This window comes from Enterococcus sp. DIV1444a (assembly GCF_051712125.1).
In the GTDB taxonomy this organism is placed as follows: domain Bacteria; phylum Bacillota; class Bacilli; order Lactobacillales; family Enterococcaceae; genus Enterococcus; species Enterococcus faecalis.
In genome coordinates this window covers 2,476,992-2,495,424 of record NZ_JBIOOG010000001.1, presented here as the reverse complement: position 1 = coordinate 2,495,424, position 18,433 = coordinate 2,476,992, and the positions used below count along the sequence as shown (strand labels likewise).

Genomic DNA, 18,433 nt, shown 5'->3' with positions numbered 1-18,433 from the left:
TTCTTTGAATCTAAAAATGGCAGAAAGCTCTTCAGTTGACAAGTCTAACTTTTTCATGTTAAATATACCCCGTAAGGTATATAAGAGGGGGAGAAAAAGATGTTATTTCAATTATTTAAGAAAGTTCCAAGTATTTCAACAAAGGAATTGCAGTCACGTTTATCTAAAGAGATAACCTTGTTAGATGTCCGGACACCTAGCGAATACCGCGCAGGGCATATTCCACAAGCGATTAATGTCCCGCTTAACCAAATCCCCGCCTATAACAAACCCGTTAATGAGGTCTATGTGATTTGCCAGTCCGGCATGCGCAGCAAAAATGCGGCCAAAATTTTAGCGAGAAAAAACTATCACGTGATTAACGTTCGTGGTGGGATGTCTCAATGGTCTGGTCAAATTAAAGGAGGAAAATAAATGAAAATTGTAATTATCGGAGGCGTGGCGGGTGGCATGTCAGCAGCGACACGTTTACGTCGTTTAATGGAAGATGCTGAAATTGTTGTCATAGAAAAAGGCCCTTTTGTTTCTTTTGCTAACTGTGGTTTGCCTTACTACGTTTCTGGCGAAATCGCGGAAAGAGAGCAACTGCTTGTTCAAACACCCGAAGCGCTAAAGGCCCGATTTAATTTGGATGTTCGTCCTCACCATGAAGTCGTGGCGATTGATCCAACGGAAAAAGTGATCACAGTGAGACATGGAACAGAAATTTTAACAGAGGACTATGACAAATTAATTTTATCACCTGGGGCGAAACCTTTTGTGCCACCAATTAAAGGGGTAGCAGAAGCCGAAAATGTCTTTTCATTAAGAAATGTTCCTGATTTAGATCAAATTATGACAGCCCTGACGCCAGAAACAAAACGAGCCGTCGTGATTGGCGCAGGCTTCATTGGCTTGGAAATGACAGAAAACTTGCAAAAACGCGGATTAGAAGTCACTCTCGTGGAAAAAGCGCCCCATGTTTTACCACCATTAGACGAAGAAATGGCCGCTTTTGTCAAAGCTGAATTAAGCAAAAACAATGTTCAAGTAATTACGGGACAGTCCGCGGTTGCTTTTGAAAAGGCGGGACAAGTGATTCGCTTAGAAGATGGTCAGACATTAACTTCTGATTTAACCATTTTGTCGGTGGGGGTCCAACCAGAAAATACCATAGCGGTTGAAGCAGGTGTAGCAACTGGTTTACGTGGCGGCATTATTGTTGATGAACACTATCAAACGAATCAACCCGATATTTATGCGGTTGGGGATGCTATTGTAGTGAAACAACAAATCACTCAAGAAGATGCGCTGATTTCTTTAGCTTCTCCCGCTAATCGCCAAGGACGTCAAGTAGCAGATGTGATTGCTGGGTTAGAGAGAAAAAATCAAGGGAGCGTTGGGACCGCCATTGTGCGAGTCTTTGATTTAACCGCCGCTTCAACTGGTTTAAGCGAACGGGCTGCTAAAGCTGCTGGACTAACAACAGCTGTTGTGCATATCAGTGGAAAAGACCATGCAGGGTATTATCCTGGCGCAACAGATCTTCAGTTAAAATTAGTTTTCCATCCTACCACAGGGGAAATTTATGGCGCACAAGGAATTGGGGCAAAGGGCGTAGATAAGCGGATTGATATTCTCGCGACCGCTATTAAAGGCCAGTTAACTATTTTTGATTTGCCTGAATTAGAGTTTACCTATGCTCCGCCGTTTGGTTCAGCGAAAGATCCTGTGAACATGTTAGGCTATGTAGCGATGAACCTTGTAGAAGGACTGAGTGAAAACGTTCAATGGTATGAGTTATCCAACAAATTAGCTAATGGAGCTGTTTTATTAGATGTCCGTAATCCCGCCGAACAAGCCAATGGTCAATTTAAAAATGCTGTGTCTATTCCTTTAAATGAGTTAAGAGAACGTTTGGAGGAATTAGACAAGTCAACGGAGTACATTGTTAGTTGTCACAGCGGCTTGCGTAGTTATATTGCAGAACGGATGCTAAAACAAGCAGGCATCTCAGCCAAAAATTTAGATGGTGCGTTTGCGCTATATAGAATGGTAAGACCGGAGGAACTAGAAAATGTATAACACGATTGGCATGCCTGAATTTTATCAGGAAGCAAAACAAAAAAAATTACCGATTATTGATGTACGAGAAGAAATGGAATACCAATTGGGGCATGTACCTAATGCCATTAATTTACCTTTAAGTACTTTAACCGAAAATTATCAGCAATTAGATAAAAAGCAACCTTATTATCTGATTTGTCAAATGGGATCGCGCTCCGAACAAGCTTGTGCGTTTCTCAGTCAACAAGGGTATCAAGTAACCAACGTTCTAGGTGGTACATCTGGCTGGTTGGGTCAATTAGAACAATAAAATAACAAAAAACGTTTATCCTTTTACGCAGGATAAACGTTTTTTGTTAGATGAAGATGTGTCAAAACTGTAAGAGGAATGATAGGAAGATGAAGGGACCGGTTTTTTTATTCATTATATACTAAATAAAATGACAAACTCGTCAACAGAAATCAAGGAGGAACAAATAAATGAAAAAGTCAGGCCAGAAGAAGCGAAATAAAAAAGTGTGGTTCGGTATTGGTGCCGCAGTGGTCGTCGTCGGATTTATCGGAGCAAAAACAGTTTTTTCTTCAAAAGAAGTTGAACCTGAATATACAACTTATACCATTACAGAAATGGCCTCATTAAAATTAGATGGTCAAGTGAGTTTTCTAGATACTCGGGATATTTTCTTTGATCCTTCTTTAGGAAAAATTGCCGAAATAAATGTTGAAAATGGTAAAGAAGTCAAGAAAGATAGTCCATTGTTAACGTATAATAACTCAGAAATCCAAGCCACAGAAACAGAGCAAGCAAATGCCGTTAATCGGAACAATCTTCAAGTTCAACAAGCACAAGAGAACGTTAACTTAGCCACTCAAAAATACAATGAAGCCTTAAACAAAGTTGCTGCAGCCAAGCAAAAATTGAACACCACAAAAGAGGCTGAAGAGAAAGCAACGCTAAATGCCGAAATTCAGCAATTGAATGAAGCCGTTAGTGCTGCGAATAGTGAAGTCGCCCAAGCTAATCAAGCTCTGCAGTTAGCCAACAGCGATGCCGCTGGAGCAGCAACCACGCTTGAACAAACACGTGGCAAAATTAACACGGTCGTCACAGCACCAATTGATGGCCAAGTCACTGTTGATGCTAGTGCTATGAGTAGTACTGACAAACCAGTCATTAAAATTGCGACACAAAAGAAAAATATTCAAGGAAAAGTAACCGAGTATGATTACGATAAATTACAGACAGGGGAAGAAGTGACAGTGACGACCGTTGGTTCAGGTAAATCAGCGCCAGGCAAAATCGTTTCCATCGCGCAAACCCCAATAGCTAAAAATGAAGGCAATCCCGTAGTGAGTTATCAATTTACAGTAGAAGGTGATTTTCCTTGGGCAGAAGGCTTGTCCACCAGCATCGCTGTGCCGCAAAAGCAAATGATTATACCAACAGCAGCAATTCAAAAAGAAGGCGGAAAAGAATTTGTCTATGTTTACAAAGCGGGCAAAGCGAAAAAAACACCGATTGAAACAGAAACAAATTTAGGTCGTAAAGTTGTCAAAAGTGGCTTGAACTGGAAAGACCAAGTGATTGCCAATCCCAATAAAGAATTAAAAGATAATCAAGATGTTCAGGTAGCTGCCAATGATTAAGCTAGCCCATATTCATAAATATTATTATTCCGAAGAAGAAACACTGCATGTGTTAGATGATATTAATCTCCAAGTAGATGCTGGAGAATTTTTAGCGATTATGGGGCCTTCGGGTTCTGGTAAATCGACTTTGATTAATTTGCTAGGCTTTATTGATAAAAAGTTTGAAGGAACGTATTTATTTGAAGACCGTGAAATTGGCGACTTTTCTGATAAGGAACTATCCCGAATTAGAAATGAAGCAGTCGGCTTTGTCTTTCAGAATTTTAGTTTAATTGAAACACTAACAGTTGAAGAAAACATTGAATTACCTCTTTTATATAGTGGTTTAACCCCAAAAGAAGCCAAAGATCGTGTCCACGAAGTTCTGACAAAAGTCGGCTTGCCAGATAAAGGCAAGAAGCATCCAAAACAACTTTCGGGAGGACAACAACAACGTGTGGCCATTGCGCGTGCGATTGTCAATCGGCCAAGTTTTATTATTGCAGATGAACCAACTGGGGCTTTAGATAGTAAAACATCGGAAGAAATTTTAACGTTATTTCAACAATTAAATAATGAAGGAGTCACCATTATTTTAGTGACACATGATGAAGAAACAATTGAATACTGCAATCGTTTGATTAAAGTTCGTGATGGAAAGATTTTAGAGGAGGTGCTGACATGAAACGTTCAATTATTTGGAAAACCGCCTTCCGTTCCATTTTGAAAAATAAGCGACGCAGCTTGTTAACGATGCTAGGAATTGTTATCGGGATTGCTTCAGTGATTACCATCGTGGCTATCGGTAACGGCTTTAAAGAAGACATGGTCGATAAATTATCCGCTGAAAAACAAAAAGAAAATGTGAAAAAGATTTCTTTTTCGGCCTACAACACTTCAGATATGTTTAGTGACCAAGCAATGTTTACCGACAATGATTTAGGGATCGTGCGCATGGTTCCTGGCGTAGAAAAAATTGATTTTGATCAAAGAGAAGTTGATGGCGCCCCAAAAAGCACACTGAATTTTCAAGCAGGGCCGAAAAATCTTTCCGTAACCTATGAACTTGCCGACAAAACCACCAAAGAATTGTTGGCGGGACGCCAACTGAATGATGGAGACAATGCAAAACTGGATAAAACAGTGGTGGTGGATGAACTGGTTGCCAAAGAACTCTACCAAGACCCAACAGCAGCAGTTAATCGAACTTTTCCATATAAAGATCAACTTTTTACCATTGTTGGCGTGACAACCAATACCAGCGGTGCCATTGGTCCAGGGAATAATGACTCATTGCTTTATTTTCCCAAAAAAACCTATGAACATTATTTCGGCAAGCTAAAAGATACATCTACGTTGAAGCTAACAGTGGCATCTGGCTACCAACCAAATCAAGTATTGAAAGAAACAATAAAGACCCTCTCTCAACAAGGAACCATGAAAAACAGCGGGACGTATCAAGAATATAATGTTAAAGATACCATCAAAGAAATGGGCTCTTTATTAAATAATTTAACCTTGTTTATTTCCGCAATTGCGGCTATTTCACTAGTAATTGCTGGAGTTGGCGTTATGAATATGATGTATATTTCGGTCTCAGAACGTATTAAGGAAATTGGTATCCGACGTGCATTGGGCGGGACAGCCAGTGATATTAAAAAGCAATTCTTAACAGAAGGGATTGCCTTGACCTTAATCGGCGGAATTACTGGTTATCTTTTAGGGATGATTATTGCCTACTTAGCCTCAATGGCACTACCATTTTCTGTTCGTCCAGATTTAATGACCGTTTCATTAGCCATCGGGATTTCTGTCTTTATCGGGGTTGTATTTAGCTATTTTCCTGCTTCGGCAGCTTCGAAAAAAGACTTGATCGATATTATGAAATAAGTATAAACAGCAAGAAACAGCCACTTTTTGGCTGTTTTTTTTAGTAAAAGTAGAAAAAAATCCAAAGATTTCAAGAGGAAATAGCTAACAAACGTCAAAAGGTTGATATTAGCTACTAACCTTTTGACGTTTGTTAGCTAAATAAAAAAGAAAAAAATTGAAAAAATAGCACGTTGAGGATTAAATAACAAACATTTTTTAAATAAGACTATCGGAAAGCCTTTATAAATCTGGGATTATAGGAATCACTGTTAATGGTTGATTTGATTGTGAATTTCTAAATTTTAATTCGAAAAATTTCCAGTATACTAAATATATCAAATCAAAACACGAAAATTGAGAAATTTTTGAACTGAAACAGGAATTAAGGAGGAATCAATAATGAAAATAATGGTCATCACAAAAAATGTCTTATCAGAAAGTGCTTTTCAAAATCGCTTACAGCATTTAAATCACCAAGTTTTTTGTACGACTTGTTTGATTGGTGAAATTAAGGAAAGTCATTTGTTTTATCGGAAATTTGATGCAATCATTCTCAGCGAAACGATTCCTCGCAAAGAACAATATTTATATCTAAAGGAATTAGCCAGAGTTAAAACGCCGTTGTTTCTTCGCTCGGAAGACATTCCTACCTCAGAAGAATTGAGCATTAGTTATCAATATGGCGTTCTCAATTGGCTACGATTGGATGCGACCTTGGATACTTTAAGAGAAAATCTCCTCTTGGTAGAATTAAATAAACCCAGCCAACGAGAAGATGAAAAGTTAGATGTAGAGGGGATAAAGCTAACAGCCACAGAACGTGCACTACTGGCTATCTTGTACAGTACGCCAAAAGAACACTTACCAATGGAGCGCCTTTGTAAATTAATCTATGACACAGAAGAAACAGCCACTAATCGAAAAAAAATGACCAAACAACTGACAAAATTAAATAAAAAAATTCAAGCAGGGGGCTTTAAAAAACAAGGTATCCAAAATACACGGTATAAAGGCTACAAACTACATCCGCAGTTGCTTCCTTACATTGGCGAATTATTTGCTTAAAATAGAGAAGCATTTGACGAATGAAAATCATCCTCAAAGGATACCCACTAAAAACCATGCTATACTAACACTGAATAGTATAGGAGGTGGGTCTGTATGAAAGACGGACTATATTGGGTACAACAATTAAAAGAACAGAAAATAAGTAGCACAGAACTCTTAAAGGATATTGAGAAAAAAGTCCAAAAGTTAAATCCTCAGATCAATGGCTTTGTAACTTTTGACAGCCAAGAAGCAGAAGTAACTTATCAAAAAAATAAACAGCAGGACACACTATTTGCTGGTTTGCCATTTCCTTTGAAAATGTTAGGCCAAGAAAAAGCGGGGTGGTCAGCAACGGCCGGCTCGCAACTTTTTAAAAATAGTACTGCGACAACGACCTCTAACTTTGTTAAACAAGCAGAAACGATTGGTTTGATGCCCTTAGGACAAACCAACGCCCCAGAGTTTGGCTTTAAAAATATTACGGACCCTGCGCTTTACGGGCCAGCCCGCAATCCTTGGAACCTGGAACATTCGCCAGGCGGTTCCAGTGGCGGCGCCGCCGCAGTTGTCGCTAGCGGGATTGTTCCTATAGCCGGTGCTAGCGATGGCGGTGGCTCTATCCGAATTCCCGCCTCTTTTAGTGGCTTAATTGGCTTAAAACCCAGCCGTGGCTCTATGCCTGTCGGCCCAGAAGGCTGGCGAGGCTGGCAAGGTGCCTCGATTGACTTTGCGTTGACTATTTCTATGAGAGACACCAAAGCGTTATTTTATGGTTTACGTGGTAGCCACAGTGGTGCCCCCTACCAAGCGCCTTTAACAGAATGGCAAACACACCCTAAAAAACAGCGGTTAAAAATTGCTCTGTGCACCGCTTCGCCTATCGGCTCACTGATTTCGCCAGAAGCAACCCAAGCGGCGAAACAAGCGGCTGATTTTCTGGCAGCCGCTGGTCATGAAATCATTGAGATTCCTTATCCAGTCGATGGCGCAGCGCTGATTCGCTCCTATTATCAAATGAACGGCGCAGAAACTACAGCGATGATGAACAGCATTCAACAGGGGCTCGGGCGCCCAATTCGCAAAGAAGAAATCGAACCTTTTTCATGGACCATGCATCAATTTGGGCAAAAGATTCCAGCAGCCACCTATGTTCATTCATTACAATTGTGGGATCAAGCCGCAGTGACGATGGAAGAACTTTTCCAAAAATTTGATCTGTTTTTATCACCAACAACGGCTTTTTCAGCACCAAAAATTAACGAAGATTTGCAAAGTGAGCACATTCGTCAACGAATGGAGCAAGCAGCAGAATTAACAGAAGCAGAGCTAGCTGAATTAATCTACGATTATTTTGATAAAAGTTTACAGCTAACACCTTATACTCAATTAGCGAACCTGACAGGACAACCAGCCATCAGCTTGCCCACACATGTTACGGCAACGGGGTTACCCTTAGGTATTCAATTGCTGGCTGCTCGTGGACGTGAAGATCTCTTATTCCAAGTAGGCGAACAGTTTGAGCAAGAAGGCAAATTTAAATTACCAGAAAGTTACCGCTAAATAGGGTGTTATTGTGACCAAATTTCGGATAAAATAGACACAAGACAAAAAACTGAGGTGGAAAAATGCTGTACGTAGTGAGACATGGTGAAACAGATTATAATGTGGCCCGTAGAATTTGTGGTCATGCGGAAGCGCAATTGACCGAAAAAGGCTACCAACAAGCGGAGTTGGTGGCTGAAAAAATTGCCAAACAAGGAATTCAAATCGACCGTTTACTGGCGTCTCCTTTAAAACGAGCGCAAGAAACAGCCCGTAAAATTGCGGAACGAAATCAGTTGACGATTGAAACAGAACCTCGTTTAATTGAGATGGATTTTGGCATTTATGATGGTGAACCGATTGAAACAACGGCTTTCCAAGAAAATCGTTCTGAGATTTCCTTGCCGTTTCCGGAAGGGGAATCAGTCCTAGATGTCGCGGGCCGAATTTATCCTTTGATTGAGGCAGCCTTGGCTTCAGAGGAAACTTACCTATTTGTTTGCCACAATGCGGTTATGCGAGTCATTGATAACTACTTCAATGGTAAAAAGATCCAAGATTTCTTGGACTTTCATTGTGAAAATACACAACTTGTACAATACGGAGAATAAAAATCAAGTCTTTAATCTTTTGGTTAAAGACTTGATTTTTTATGATAAATAAGAAACCGCTTCCTTTTTAATGTATAATAAATTAACTTTTGGATCAAAAAAGAAATGGGGAAAAGACTATGAGAATTGATAATATTCATCAAGCGTTAAAACAGTTTCACGTACAAAATCCAAGTAGCAAAGAAAGCTTGTTACCTGCAACGGCTTCGCAATTAAGTCAGGCCTCTGGCTATACCCGAACCGCTGTTAGTGAAGAGCTTTCAGAATTAGTGAGAAAAGACCAAGTCGTTAAAGTTAAATCAAGACCGGTGTTATTTTTTGATAAAAACTACTTAGAGGAACAGTTTCCTTTTTTTAAAAGTAGCACGTGCTACGATTCCCTCGCTTCGTTACAAGAGGATATTTATCAACAAACAGAACAGATACATAAGAAAAAGCAGCTACTGAAAATGAATCCATTTGCGAACGTAATTGGTTTTGACGGGAGTTTAGCAGACGCCATCAAGAAGTTGAAAGCCGCTATTTTATATCCGCCGAATGGCTTGAATATTTTACTTACTGGAGAATCTGGGGTGGGGAAAACCTTAATTGCAGAACAATTACACCAATTTTATCAAGTTAAAATGAACCAAGAAGTTCCGTTTATTTATTTTAATTGTGCAGAATATTTCAACAATCCAGAATTATTAACTTCTCATCTGTTTGGCTATAAAAAAGGCAGTTTCACTGGTGCCGTCAATGACCAAAAAGGCTTAGTAGAGTTGGCAGATGGTGGTTTTTTATTTTTAGATGAAGTCCATCGATTAACGAGCGAAGGCCAAGAAAAATTGTTTACAGTTTTGGATAAAGGGTATTTTACACGGATGGGCGAAGCCGAAAAACAAAGAAATGTATCGATAAAATTTATTTTTGCAACAACCGAAGCAGTCAATCAACATTTTTTGAAAACGTTTTTAAGAAGGATCCCTGTGACATTAGCTATTCCAGCTTTAGCCGAGCGCTCTTTGAAAGAAAAAATTCAATTGATTTTGTCCTTTTTCTTAGAAGAAAGTCAACGGATTCAAAAGAATATCCATATTCGTTATGAGGCGTTGAAACAATTAACGTTTACTCATTTTGAAGCCAACGTTGGCGAATTGAAAGCGGCGATTCAATTTATGAGCGCACAAGCCTATTTAGAAGTGTTCGATCAATTAACGGAAACTATTTGCATTGAAGCAAACGAGGGGACAGTCAAAGAGCAACCTGATGTAGAAAGTCTGCTGGCTTTTAATGAGTGGATACCTAACGATGGCCTCACGATTCAATACAACCATTTTTATTTAAGCAGTCAAGAGTTACTTAAATCAGAAAGTCTGAAAAATGATCGTTTTTATAATTTTCTATTGAAAGAATATGCGGATTTGAAAAAATTAACTCTTTCGACAGAGGATGCGCTAGCAATCATGCAAAACAAAGTCGAGCAACTTTATGATATGGATATTTTTGCTCAGGAACCGCTAGCCTTAGAGGCTATTGACGAAACATTGCAGCCAAAAATTCAAGAAGCCATTGTCTTTTTTGAACAACTAATCCAAGAAAAATTGACAGAGGATTTCCAGAATATTTTAATTGTCCACCTTTATTCTGCTGTTTTTTATTCTGCACAAATGAATGAAACATTTTATTCAGATACCAAAAATATCTATTCTGGCAAAGTAACCCAGTATCAAGCTGCTAAGACCATGGTGGACTTTTTACAAACGTTGTTTGGCATTTCTTTTGCTGATACGGAAATTCTCTTTTTCGATCTATTTATTCGTAAAGTCACAGCTAAAAAAAGAGCGCACTCAGTTGAAGAAAACTGTGGCGTTATCGTCGTTGCTCATGGTGCCGCGACGGCCAGCAGTATGGTTGAGTACACCAACCTTCTGTTCTCATCAACTGTCATGCGTGCAGTTGATATGCCGATTAATCAATCAGTGGAAGAAACATTAGAAAAAGTCCGTACAATTGTAAAGCAAAATCAGTATAAAAAAATTATTTTAATGGTGGACATCGGTTCCCTGGTTTACTTTGGTAATGCTATCAGTCAAACGTTTCAAATAGAAGTGCTACTAATTAGCAATATCAATCTCTTAACATTGCTAGAAGTGGCCCGAGAAGTGATTTATGAATCGACGGCGTTTGATTATCTATTACCAGTCTTAAAAGAAAAAAATCATCGCGCCTTGATTTGCAGTAAAGGTCGCTTCAACGAGGCAAAAGTTCTCATTATTTCCTGTCTAACTGGTATGGGGACCGCTATTAAAATTGAACAGTTGTTACTAAAAACTTTTCCTAATGAATTACTAACGAATGTACGCATCATTACTTTAGAGAAAAGAGAAGTGGAAGACATCGATCGCTTGCATTCTTTTGTTCGGAAAGAAGAGAAAATCGTTGGCATCATTGGTACCGTAAAGACAGAAGTACCAGATATTCCGTTTATTTCTTTACAAGATTTACTATCGAAGCGTGGCATTCAGCTTGTTTTCGAATTATTAGGCCATCATTTAGAAGAAAAACAAAACCAAGAGTTACTAAAGAAAGTTTCAGCTAAATATATTCAAGGATTATCAATCGAAGCTATTACAGACTTACTAACGGTTTTGAATCCTACAACCATTACGATCGAATTAGCTAAGATTTATTCAGACATCTGCTTGCAAACCAAAATAAAAAGTAACGAAAAGATTTTACTTCGTTTTATCATTCATTGTGCCTGTATGTTAGAACGGCAATTGCTAAATCCAGAATATGACCCGACAGCTTATGAAGTGTCATACCGAGAGTTGCCAGAAGCAGTATCTGTCATAAAAATGGCGTTTCGACCGATTGAAGTGTCCTATAATCTGTTGATTCCACCTTTGGAAGTGCGCTATATTTATGAATTGCTTTTTGAAAAGGCTTAATTCAAACGGAAATGAAAGTTGGCACACTTATTGCTTTTAATAAAATGATTAATTAGCAAAGGAGTTTGTTTATGGAAAATGAACCAATTTTACTTTTAACACACAATGGTTGGGGCTTGGAATTAGTCAAAAGCGTCCAGATGATCGTTGGAGAAGTCACAAATGTACATGAAGTAGCATTACAAGCAGAGGATTCATTGGGGGATTATTTAGAACGAGTCACAGAAAAAATTGACCAATTAACGTGGCACAACCAGTTGCTAATTTTAACAGATGTTAAAGGTGGCACACCTAGTAATGTTGCATTACGTTTATCAAAAGATTATGATCTCCTGATCGTGTCAGGACTATGCACATCGTTATTATTAGAATCCGTCATGAAACAAAGTGGTCCTGGATTTCGTTTACAAGACGCAGAAATGATTCAACAAGCAGCAGTAGACAGTTGTCAAATTTTAGAAATTCCAAAATAAGAAAGTACAGGTGAACAGAATGTCAAAAATCGTATTAACAAGAGTCGATAGTCGTTTAATCCATGGACAAGTAGTGACTAAATGGTTACAACAATCAGGTGCAAATGAAATTTTGGTAGTGAGTGATGAACTAGAGCAAGATGAATTTTTACAAAGTATTTATTTAATGGCGGCGCCTCCCGGGGTTTCTGTAGTAATTAAAGGGATTGAAAGTGCCAAAGAATATTGGGAATCGCAAGAAAAGGAAGAGAAAAAGGTGTTATTTTTAGTGCCAGATTTAACGACTTTAAAAGCGATGGTGGACCAAGAAATTATTAAAGAGGAGATTCAAGTTGGTGGCTTAGGTGGCGGGCCTAATCGGAAAAATGTCTTAAAAAATATCAATTTATCTGAAGAAGATGTTGCAATTTTAACTGAACTTTTAACGAAGGGCATCCATGTTTTCTTCCAAGCGATTCCCGAAGAAAATCCCCTACCAATTCAAAAATTAATTGAAAAATATCAATCACTATAATCAGAGAAAAAGGAGAGAATCATATGGGCGTTTTAGGTGTTTCAATTATTATGGGACTTTATTATTGGTTTGCACGTTTGCGTTTTGGGTACACATTTTCAGGCATGCTGTCTCAGCCATTAGGTGCAGCGTTGGTGGCTGGTTTAGCAACAGGAAAACTTAGTGAAGCAATGGTTGTGGGTGCGGGGATTCAACTTGTTTATCTAGGAGTCACCTCCACACCTGGCGGCAATGTGCCTAGTGATCCAGCTTTAGCTTCAGCTATTGCGATTCCAATTGCTTTAGGTGTGGGAATGAATGCTGAGGCGGCTGTTGCACTAGCTGTTCCTTTTGGTGTGTTAGGCGTCTTTATGGATCAATTACGGCGGACCATCAATGCGACTTGGGTGCATATGGCTGATAAATATGCGGAAGAGTTAAATTATGGGGGGATTTACCGATCTGCGTTTGTTTATCCAGCTTTAGCGGGATTTTTAATTCGCTTTCCGTTGGTTTTTGCGGCGAACTTTTTTGGTCAATCTGTGGTGAATAAAGTCTTAGAAGTTATCCCAGCATGGTTAATGCATGGATTTGAAGTAATGGGTGGTATTTTACCAGCGTTAGGATTTGCCTTAACAATTATGGTAATTGGCAAGAAAAATTTGATTCCTTATTTTTTAATTGGTTTTGTTGCAGTAGTATATTTTGGCGCAGAAGTTATGGCCGTCGCTATTTTAGGAATCTGTATTGCCTTTTTAGTTAGAAACAAGGCATTGAGTGAGGAGGCAGCATAATGGAACAAATGACACAAGCAAATGAACAACAATTGGAACAGAAAAAAATTACCAAAAAAGAATTATCCAAAGCTTTTTGGATTTATCAACTAGGCTGTGAATTATCAAATTCTTATGAACGTCTTCAAAGTTTAGTTTTTTGTGCATCGATGATTCCTGCAATTAAAAAACTTTACGCAGACGATGAAGAACAACAAAGAGAAGCTCTGAAACGTCATTTGAATTTTTTTAATACTGAAGGAACAGTAGGGGCTTCAATTCAAGGGATTGCAATTGCTATGGAGGAAGAAAAATCCAATGGCGCAGCGATCTCTGATACGGCGATCACATCGATTAAAACTGGGCTGATGGGTCCGCTGGCTGGGATTGGCGATTCGATTATTTGGGCAGCATTAATGCCGTTAATCATTTCCATTTTTATTCCAATGGCTAAAGGAGGTAACGTGATTGGAAGTATCGGTCCGTTGGTTCTGTACACAGCCATTACGTTATACATCAGTTGGACGTTAGTGAATAAGTCCTATACATTAGGGCGTAATTCAATCTTAAGTTTGTTAAAAGACGGCAAAATTAAGCAAGTCATTTATTCAGCGAATGTTTTAGGAATGATGATGATGGGTGCTTTAAGTGCAAGTTATGTTAAAATTGCTAGCCCGATGACGTTTAAAGTTACTGGCGGTGCCACGATTGTTTTACAAGATATTCTAGATCAAATTATGAAAGGGTTACTTCCTTTAGCAGCAGTCATGGCTATTTATTTCTTCATGGTAAAAAAAGGCCCACGTTACGGTATCATTATCGGCACGATTGTCTTAGTTAGTTTGGTCACTTCATTCTTTGGTTTGTTATAAAGGAGAAAATAATGAATAGTTACGAAAAATTCCACTTAAAAGAAGTCATCAATGCTTCTGGGAAAATGACCATTCTAGGTGTCTCCAAAGTTTCGGAGGCAGTCCTCGCGGCTCAACGATTCGGCGGCGAACATTTCTTTGAAATGAGTGAACTTAGTCTGCAAACAGGGGCCTTTTTAGCCAACTTGTTGAAGGTAGAAGATGCCCAAATCGTTTCCTCGGCTTCGGCGGGGATTGCCCAAGCGGTGGCTGCCTTGATTGGAAAAGGCAGCTTGTACCACGCGTATCATCCCTATACAGAAAAAATTGAACAGCGAGAGATTGTTTTACCTAAAGGGCACAACGTGGACTACGGCACGCCTGTAGAGGTCATGGTAGCGCAAGGCGGCGGCCAAGTGGTGGAAGCTGGCTACGCCAACATGTGCAGTCCAGAACACGTGGAAATGATGATTTCCGAAAAAACAGCGGCCATTCTATACATCAAAAGCCATCATACCGTGCAAAAAAGTATGCTGACGGTGGCCGAAGCGGCCAAAGTGGCGCAACGCCACAAGGTGCCGCTAATTGTTGATGCGGCAGCAGAAGAAGATCTTTTCAAATACACCGAAGCCGGCGCTGATTTGGTGATTTACAGCGGCGCCAAAGCCATTGAAGGGCCAAGTGCCGGTTTAGTGATCGGGAAAAAAGAATACATTGACTGGGTGCGCCTCCAAGGCAAAGGCATTGGTCGAGCAATGAAAATTGGCAAAGATAATATCTTGGGCTTTACGCAAGCAGTGGAAGAATATTTGACGCATGGCAGTGAGTCAGGGACTTCGATGCAAGAGCGCTTAAAACCGTTTGTTGAAGCCATCAACAATCTGTCAGATTTAACCGCTAAAATCGTCCAAGATGGCGCTGGACGAGACATTTATCGCGCCAGTGTCAAAGTGGACGGCAGAAAAACCGCTAAGGAAGTCATCCAAGCATTAAAAGCAGAAAGTCCAGCCATTTATACGCGAGAATATCAAGCCAACAATGGCATCATTGAATTTGACATTCGTTCTGTCAATCAAGAAGAAATGAATAAAATCGTGCAACGATTACAAGAAATTATGGACACAAAGGAGAAATAAGCCATGTCATTAAAACCTAATTATTTAGAAGAACGCATTTGTTTAAACGTCTTAGCCAATTCAGTAGAAAATGCCCAAGCCTGTTATGAAGCAGCAGAAGGGCATGTTGTGTTAGGCGTCCTTTCAAAAAACTATGAAACCGATGAAGCAGCCATTGACGATATGAAAAAATACCAAGCAGCAACCAACAACGCTTTATCTGTCGGCTTAGGAGCTGGTGATCCCAATCAAAGTCAAATGGTGGCTCGCTTATCAGAAGTTCTACAACCGCAACACGTGAACCAAGTCTTCACAGGTGTCGGCGCTTCGCGGGCCTTACTTCGTCAAGACGAAACAGTGATTAATGGCTTGGTTTCACCCACAGGCAAAGTTGGCTATGTCAACATTGCGACAGGTCCGTTAAGCTCGGGTGCGCCAGCGGCGGAAGTGCCTATCGAAACCGCCATCAAATTGTTGAAAGACATGGGGGGCAGTTCCATTAAATATTTCCCGATGAAAGGCTTGGCTCACAAAGAAGAATATCAAGCAGTAGCAGCAGCTTGTGCCAAGTATGACTTTTACTTAGAGCCAACAGGGGGCATTGATTTAGAAAACTTTGAAGAAATTGTTCAAATTGCGGTGGATGCCGGCGTTAAAAAAATCATTCCTCATGTCTACAGCTCAATTATCGATCAAGAAACAGGGGACACTAGAACAGAAGACGTGAAAACGTTACTAACCATGATGAAAAACACATTGAATAAGTAAAGGACCAACCTTTATTTGACTTTCTCCGCCAGATTTGCTACTCTCAAGTGGAGAATAAATAAAAACCAACAAATGAATGTGGGGTATTTTGGTGAGTGTCGTAGGTATCTAATTGATAAGTTGAATAACCAGTGAACCAAGCAAGGTTTATTTGGTGTGCTTAGAAAGTGATACCTGTCAGTCATCTCAATTACTAAATACCTCCTTTAAAAGAGGTTTCTTTAGTAACCTTTATCCAACGATAAAGAGGACAGCGGTAGAACGCTGTCCTCTTTTTTCTGTAGAAACTGGTTTTTATTTAAAGGCGCCAGGTATTCTTTTCGCGATAGAAAGGAAGAGAAAACAAATGAATCATGAAACCATTCAAAAATTACAATTTACAACAATTCTTAAAGAAGTTCAAACACGTGCGATTGGCGAGTATAGTAAAGAACGGTTGGCGAAAATGGTCCCTGCAACACGTTTAGAAACAGTGCAGTCCCGCTTAACGGAAACAACCGAGGCCCGCTTAATTATTGATAGCGGACAACACGTCCCTTTCATGGGCTTGAGTCAAATTACCCGCTTGCTTCAACAAGTGAAAAAAGGCTTAATCCTTACACCAAACGAATTGATTGAGGTGGCTGACTTTTTAAGAAGTAGTCAGCGAATCCAGAAGTTTTTTGAAAAAAATCAATACCAAACACCACGCCTATTTAGTTACAGTCAGCACTTAGCTGATTTCAGAGCAATCGAAGAACAAATTTATACGAAAATCCATAACCAAAAAGTTGCCACCGATGCTTCTCGACAACTTCGGAAAATCCGGCGTCAAATCAATGAATGCCAACAAGAAATTGAAACAAAAGTTACCAAATTTTTACGCAATAAAAATAATCAACTGTATATTCAAGAAAATATGATGGTGAAAAAAGGGGAACATTACACGGTACCAATCAAAGCTAGCTATAAAAATAAGGTTTCAGGCACAATCATTGAGCAATCCAATAAAGGACAAACGGTCTTTATTGAACCTGTAGCAATTAGTAAATTAAATGAACAATTGACACTCTTAAAAGCGGAAGAAACAGCGGAAGAATATCAAATTTTGGCAGAACTAACTGGGTTAATTAATGAGCAAGAACGACTTGTCGATCAAGCCGTCGATACAATGACAACCTTAGATATTATTTTTGCACGAGGAAAGTATAGTCGCGAAATTGGTGGGATCACGCCAAAAGTCAACAAAGAAGAACGCTTGCGCATTGTTCAAGGAAAACATCCTCTTTTATTAGAACACGCAGTACCATTGACCTTTTCTTTAGGAGCAGATTATCGAGGACTTGTCATTACAGGCGCCAATGCTGGTGGTAAAACGGTTGTCTTGAAAACAGTTGGCTTATTGACTGTCATGACACAATTTGGGTTGCAAATTCCAGCACAAGTTGGCACAGAGATTCCAGTATTAGATGAAATTTTTGTCGATATTGGTGATCAGCAAAATCTGGAAAATGCGTTAAGCACTTTTTCTGGACACATGAAAAATATTGCGGAAATGTTGCATAATGTTAACCGACACACGCTTGTTTTATTAGATGAAATTGGCAGTGGCACCGAGCCGAACGAAGGAGCTGGCTTAGCGATTGCTATCATGGAAATGATGTATCAAAAGGGCGCCTTGGTGGTTGCGACGACCCATTATGGTGAAATTAAACGTTTTGCCCAAGAGCATGACGATTTTGTGCCAGCCGCAATGGCCTTCGATCGTGAAACATTAACGCCAAAATATCAATTGAAAATTGGTGAAGTTGGCGATAGCCAGGCGCTTTGGATCGCACGTAAAATGAAGATGGAGCCACAACTCATTGAAAAGGCGGCTCATTATATTCAGCGGAAAGAATACCCTACTAATCGAATTCTATTTAAACCCCTGAAAGCAAAAAAAACGACCTTTGCTACATTTGTAGAAGAAACAGATCGTTATCAAAAAGGTGATCGCGTCCTATTGACAGAAACACAACAAATTGGGTTGGTTTTTACAGATGAGGGTGAGCAAGAAATCCAAGTATTTGTGAATGATAAAATTGAAAATGTACCACGAAGACGGTTGAAATTACAAGCGAAAGCACAAGATCTATATCCGCAAGACTATGATTTAGAAAGTTTATTTACAGATTTCCATGAACGAAAGAAACTCAAAGATATTGAACGCGGCTCAAAAAAAGCGCAGAAACAATTACGCAAAGAGGCCGAAAAAAGAGCTGCAAGACGTGACAAATAAGGGACTTAACAGAAGCA

The 18,433-nt window shown here is 39.5% G+C and carries 17 protein-coding genes; all 17 read left to right on the top strand.

Going from position 1 to position 18,433, the window contains the following annotated elements; all coding sequences use genetic code 11:
* The first annotated feature begins 99 nt into the window (after positions 1-99).
* The 17 genes from IGI87_RS12030 (at position 100) to IGI87_RS11950 (ending at position 18,416) form a co-directional block, all read left to right on the top strand.
* Positions 100-414, top strand: coding sequence for a rhodanese-like domain-containing protein (locus IGI87_RS12030; protein ID WP_104854798.1), 315 nt, complete (start codon positions 100-102; stop codon positions 412-414).
* Positions 415-2,064 carry an FAD-dependent oxidoreductase gene (locus IGI87_RS12025; protein WP_438737155.1) on the top strand — a complete coding sequence of 550 codons (1,650 nt, stop codon included), beginning with the start codon at positions 415-417 and terminating at the stop codon, positions 2,062-2,064.
* Positions 2,057-2,356 (top strand): rhodanese-like domain-containing protein, encoded by a 300-nt coding sequence (locus IGI87_RS12020; protein ID WP_438737153.1) that lies wholly within the window; start codon positions 2,057-2,059, stop codon positions 2,354-2,356. Before IGI87_RS12025 ends, IGI87_RS12020 begins: the two co-directional genes overlap by 8 nt.
* 170 nt (positions 2,357-2,526) lie before the next feature.
* Entirely contained in the window at positions 2,527-3,693 is a 1,167-nt protein-coding gene (locus IGI87_RS12015) for an efflux RND transporter periplasmic adaptor subunit (RefSeq protein ID WP_113794605.1), read from the top strand.
* A complete protein-coding gene (locus IGI87_RS12010) occupies positions 3,686-4,360 on the top strand; it encodes an ABC transporter ATP-binding protein (RefSeq protein WP_002365285.1) in 675 nt (224 codons plus the stop codon). Before IGI87_RS12015 ends, IGI87_RS12010 begins: the two co-directional genes overlap by 8 nt.
* Positions 4,357-5,565, top strand: coding sequence for an ABC transporter permease (locus IGI87_RS12005; protein ID WP_438737151.1), 1,209 nt, complete (start codon positions 4,357-4,359; stop codon positions 5,563-5,565). The genes IGI87_RS12010 and IGI87_RS12005 overlap by 4 nt, the downstream gene beginning before the upstream one ends.
* A 381-nt stretch (positions 5,566-5,946) precedes the next feature.
* Positions 5,947-6,612, top strand: a complete 666-nt coding sequence (locus tag IGI87_RS12000; protein WP_317095712.1) for a helix-turn-helix domain-containing protein — start codon at positions 5,947-5,949, stop codon at positions 6,610-6,612.
* A gap of 96 nt (positions 6,613-6,708) precedes the next feature.
* Positions 6,709-8,157, top strand: a complete 1,449-nt coding sequence (locus IGI87_RS11995) for an amidase (RefSeq protein WP_104858175.1) — start codon at positions 6,709-6,711, stop codon at positions 8,155-8,157.
* A gap of 65 nt (positions 8,158-8,222) precedes the next feature.
* The gene (locus IGI87_RS11990; protein ID WP_104854128.1) at positions 8,223-8,750 is read left to right on the top strand and encodes a histidine phosphatase family protein; all 528 of its coding nucleotides are present in this window, start codon (positions 8,223-8,225) and stop codon (positions 8,748-8,750) included.
* Between the two features lie 119 nt (positions 8,751-8,869).
* Positions 8,870-11,683: a sigma 54-interacting transcriptional regulator gene (locus IGI87_RS11985; protein ID WP_438737148.1), complete on the top strand. Its 2,814-nt coding sequence runs from the start codon at positions 8,870-8,872 to the stop codon at positions 11,681-11,683.
* Between the two features lie 71 nt (positions 11,684-11,754).
* Complete coding sequence (locus IGI87_RS11980) at positions 11,755-12,156, top strand: PTS sugar transporter subunit IIA (RefSeq protein ID WP_002365282.1); 402 nt, start codon at positions 11,755-11,757, stop codon at positions 12,154-12,156.
* A 19-nt stretch (positions 12,157-12,175) separates the two neighbouring features.
* The gene (locus tag IGI87_RS11975; protein WP_002355078.1) at positions 12,176-12,670 is read left to right on the top strand and encodes a PTS system mannose/fructose/N-acetylgalactosamine-transporter subunit IIB; all 495 of its coding nucleotides are present in this window, start codon (positions 12,176-12,178) and stop codon (positions 12,668-12,670) included.
* Between the two features lie 23 nt (positions 12,671-12,693).
* Positions 12,694-13,443, top strand: coding sequence for a PTS mannose/fructose/sorbose/N-acetylgalactosamine transporter subunit IIC (locus IGI87_RS11970; RefSeq protein ID WP_421503289.1), 750 nt, complete (start codon positions 12,694-12,696; stop codon positions 13,441-13,443).
* Entirely contained in the window at positions 13,443-14,294 is an 852-nt protein-coding gene (locus IGI87_RS11965) for a PTS system mannose/fructose/sorbose family transporter subunit IID (RefSeq protein ID WP_002359140.1), read from the top strand. Before IGI87_RS11970 ends, IGI87_RS11965 begins: the two co-directional genes overlap by 1 nt.
* Before the next feature lie 11 nt (positions 14,295-14,305).
* Entirely contained in the window at positions 14,306-15,409 is a 1,104-nt protein-coding gene (locus IGI87_RS11960) for a DgaE family pyridoxal phosphate-dependent ammonia lyase (protein WP_438737146.1), read from the top strand.
* A gap of 3 nt (positions 15,410-15,412) precedes the next feature.
* On the top strand, positions 15,413-16,156 hold the full coding sequence (gene dagF, locus IGI87_RS11955; protein WP_002361094.1) for a 2-dehydro-3-deoxy-phosphogluconate aldolase: 744 nt from the start codon (positions 15,413-15,415) through the stop codon (positions 16,154-16,156).
* Positions 16,157-16,502: 346 nt separating this feature from the next.
* Positions 16,503-18,416: an endonuclease MutS2 gene (locus IGI87_RS11950; protein ID WP_438737144.1), complete on the top strand. Its 1,914-nt coding sequence runs from the start codon at positions 16,503-16,505 to the stop codon at positions 18,414-18,416.
* The last annotated feature ends 17 nt before the right edge of the window (positions 18,417-18,433 follow it).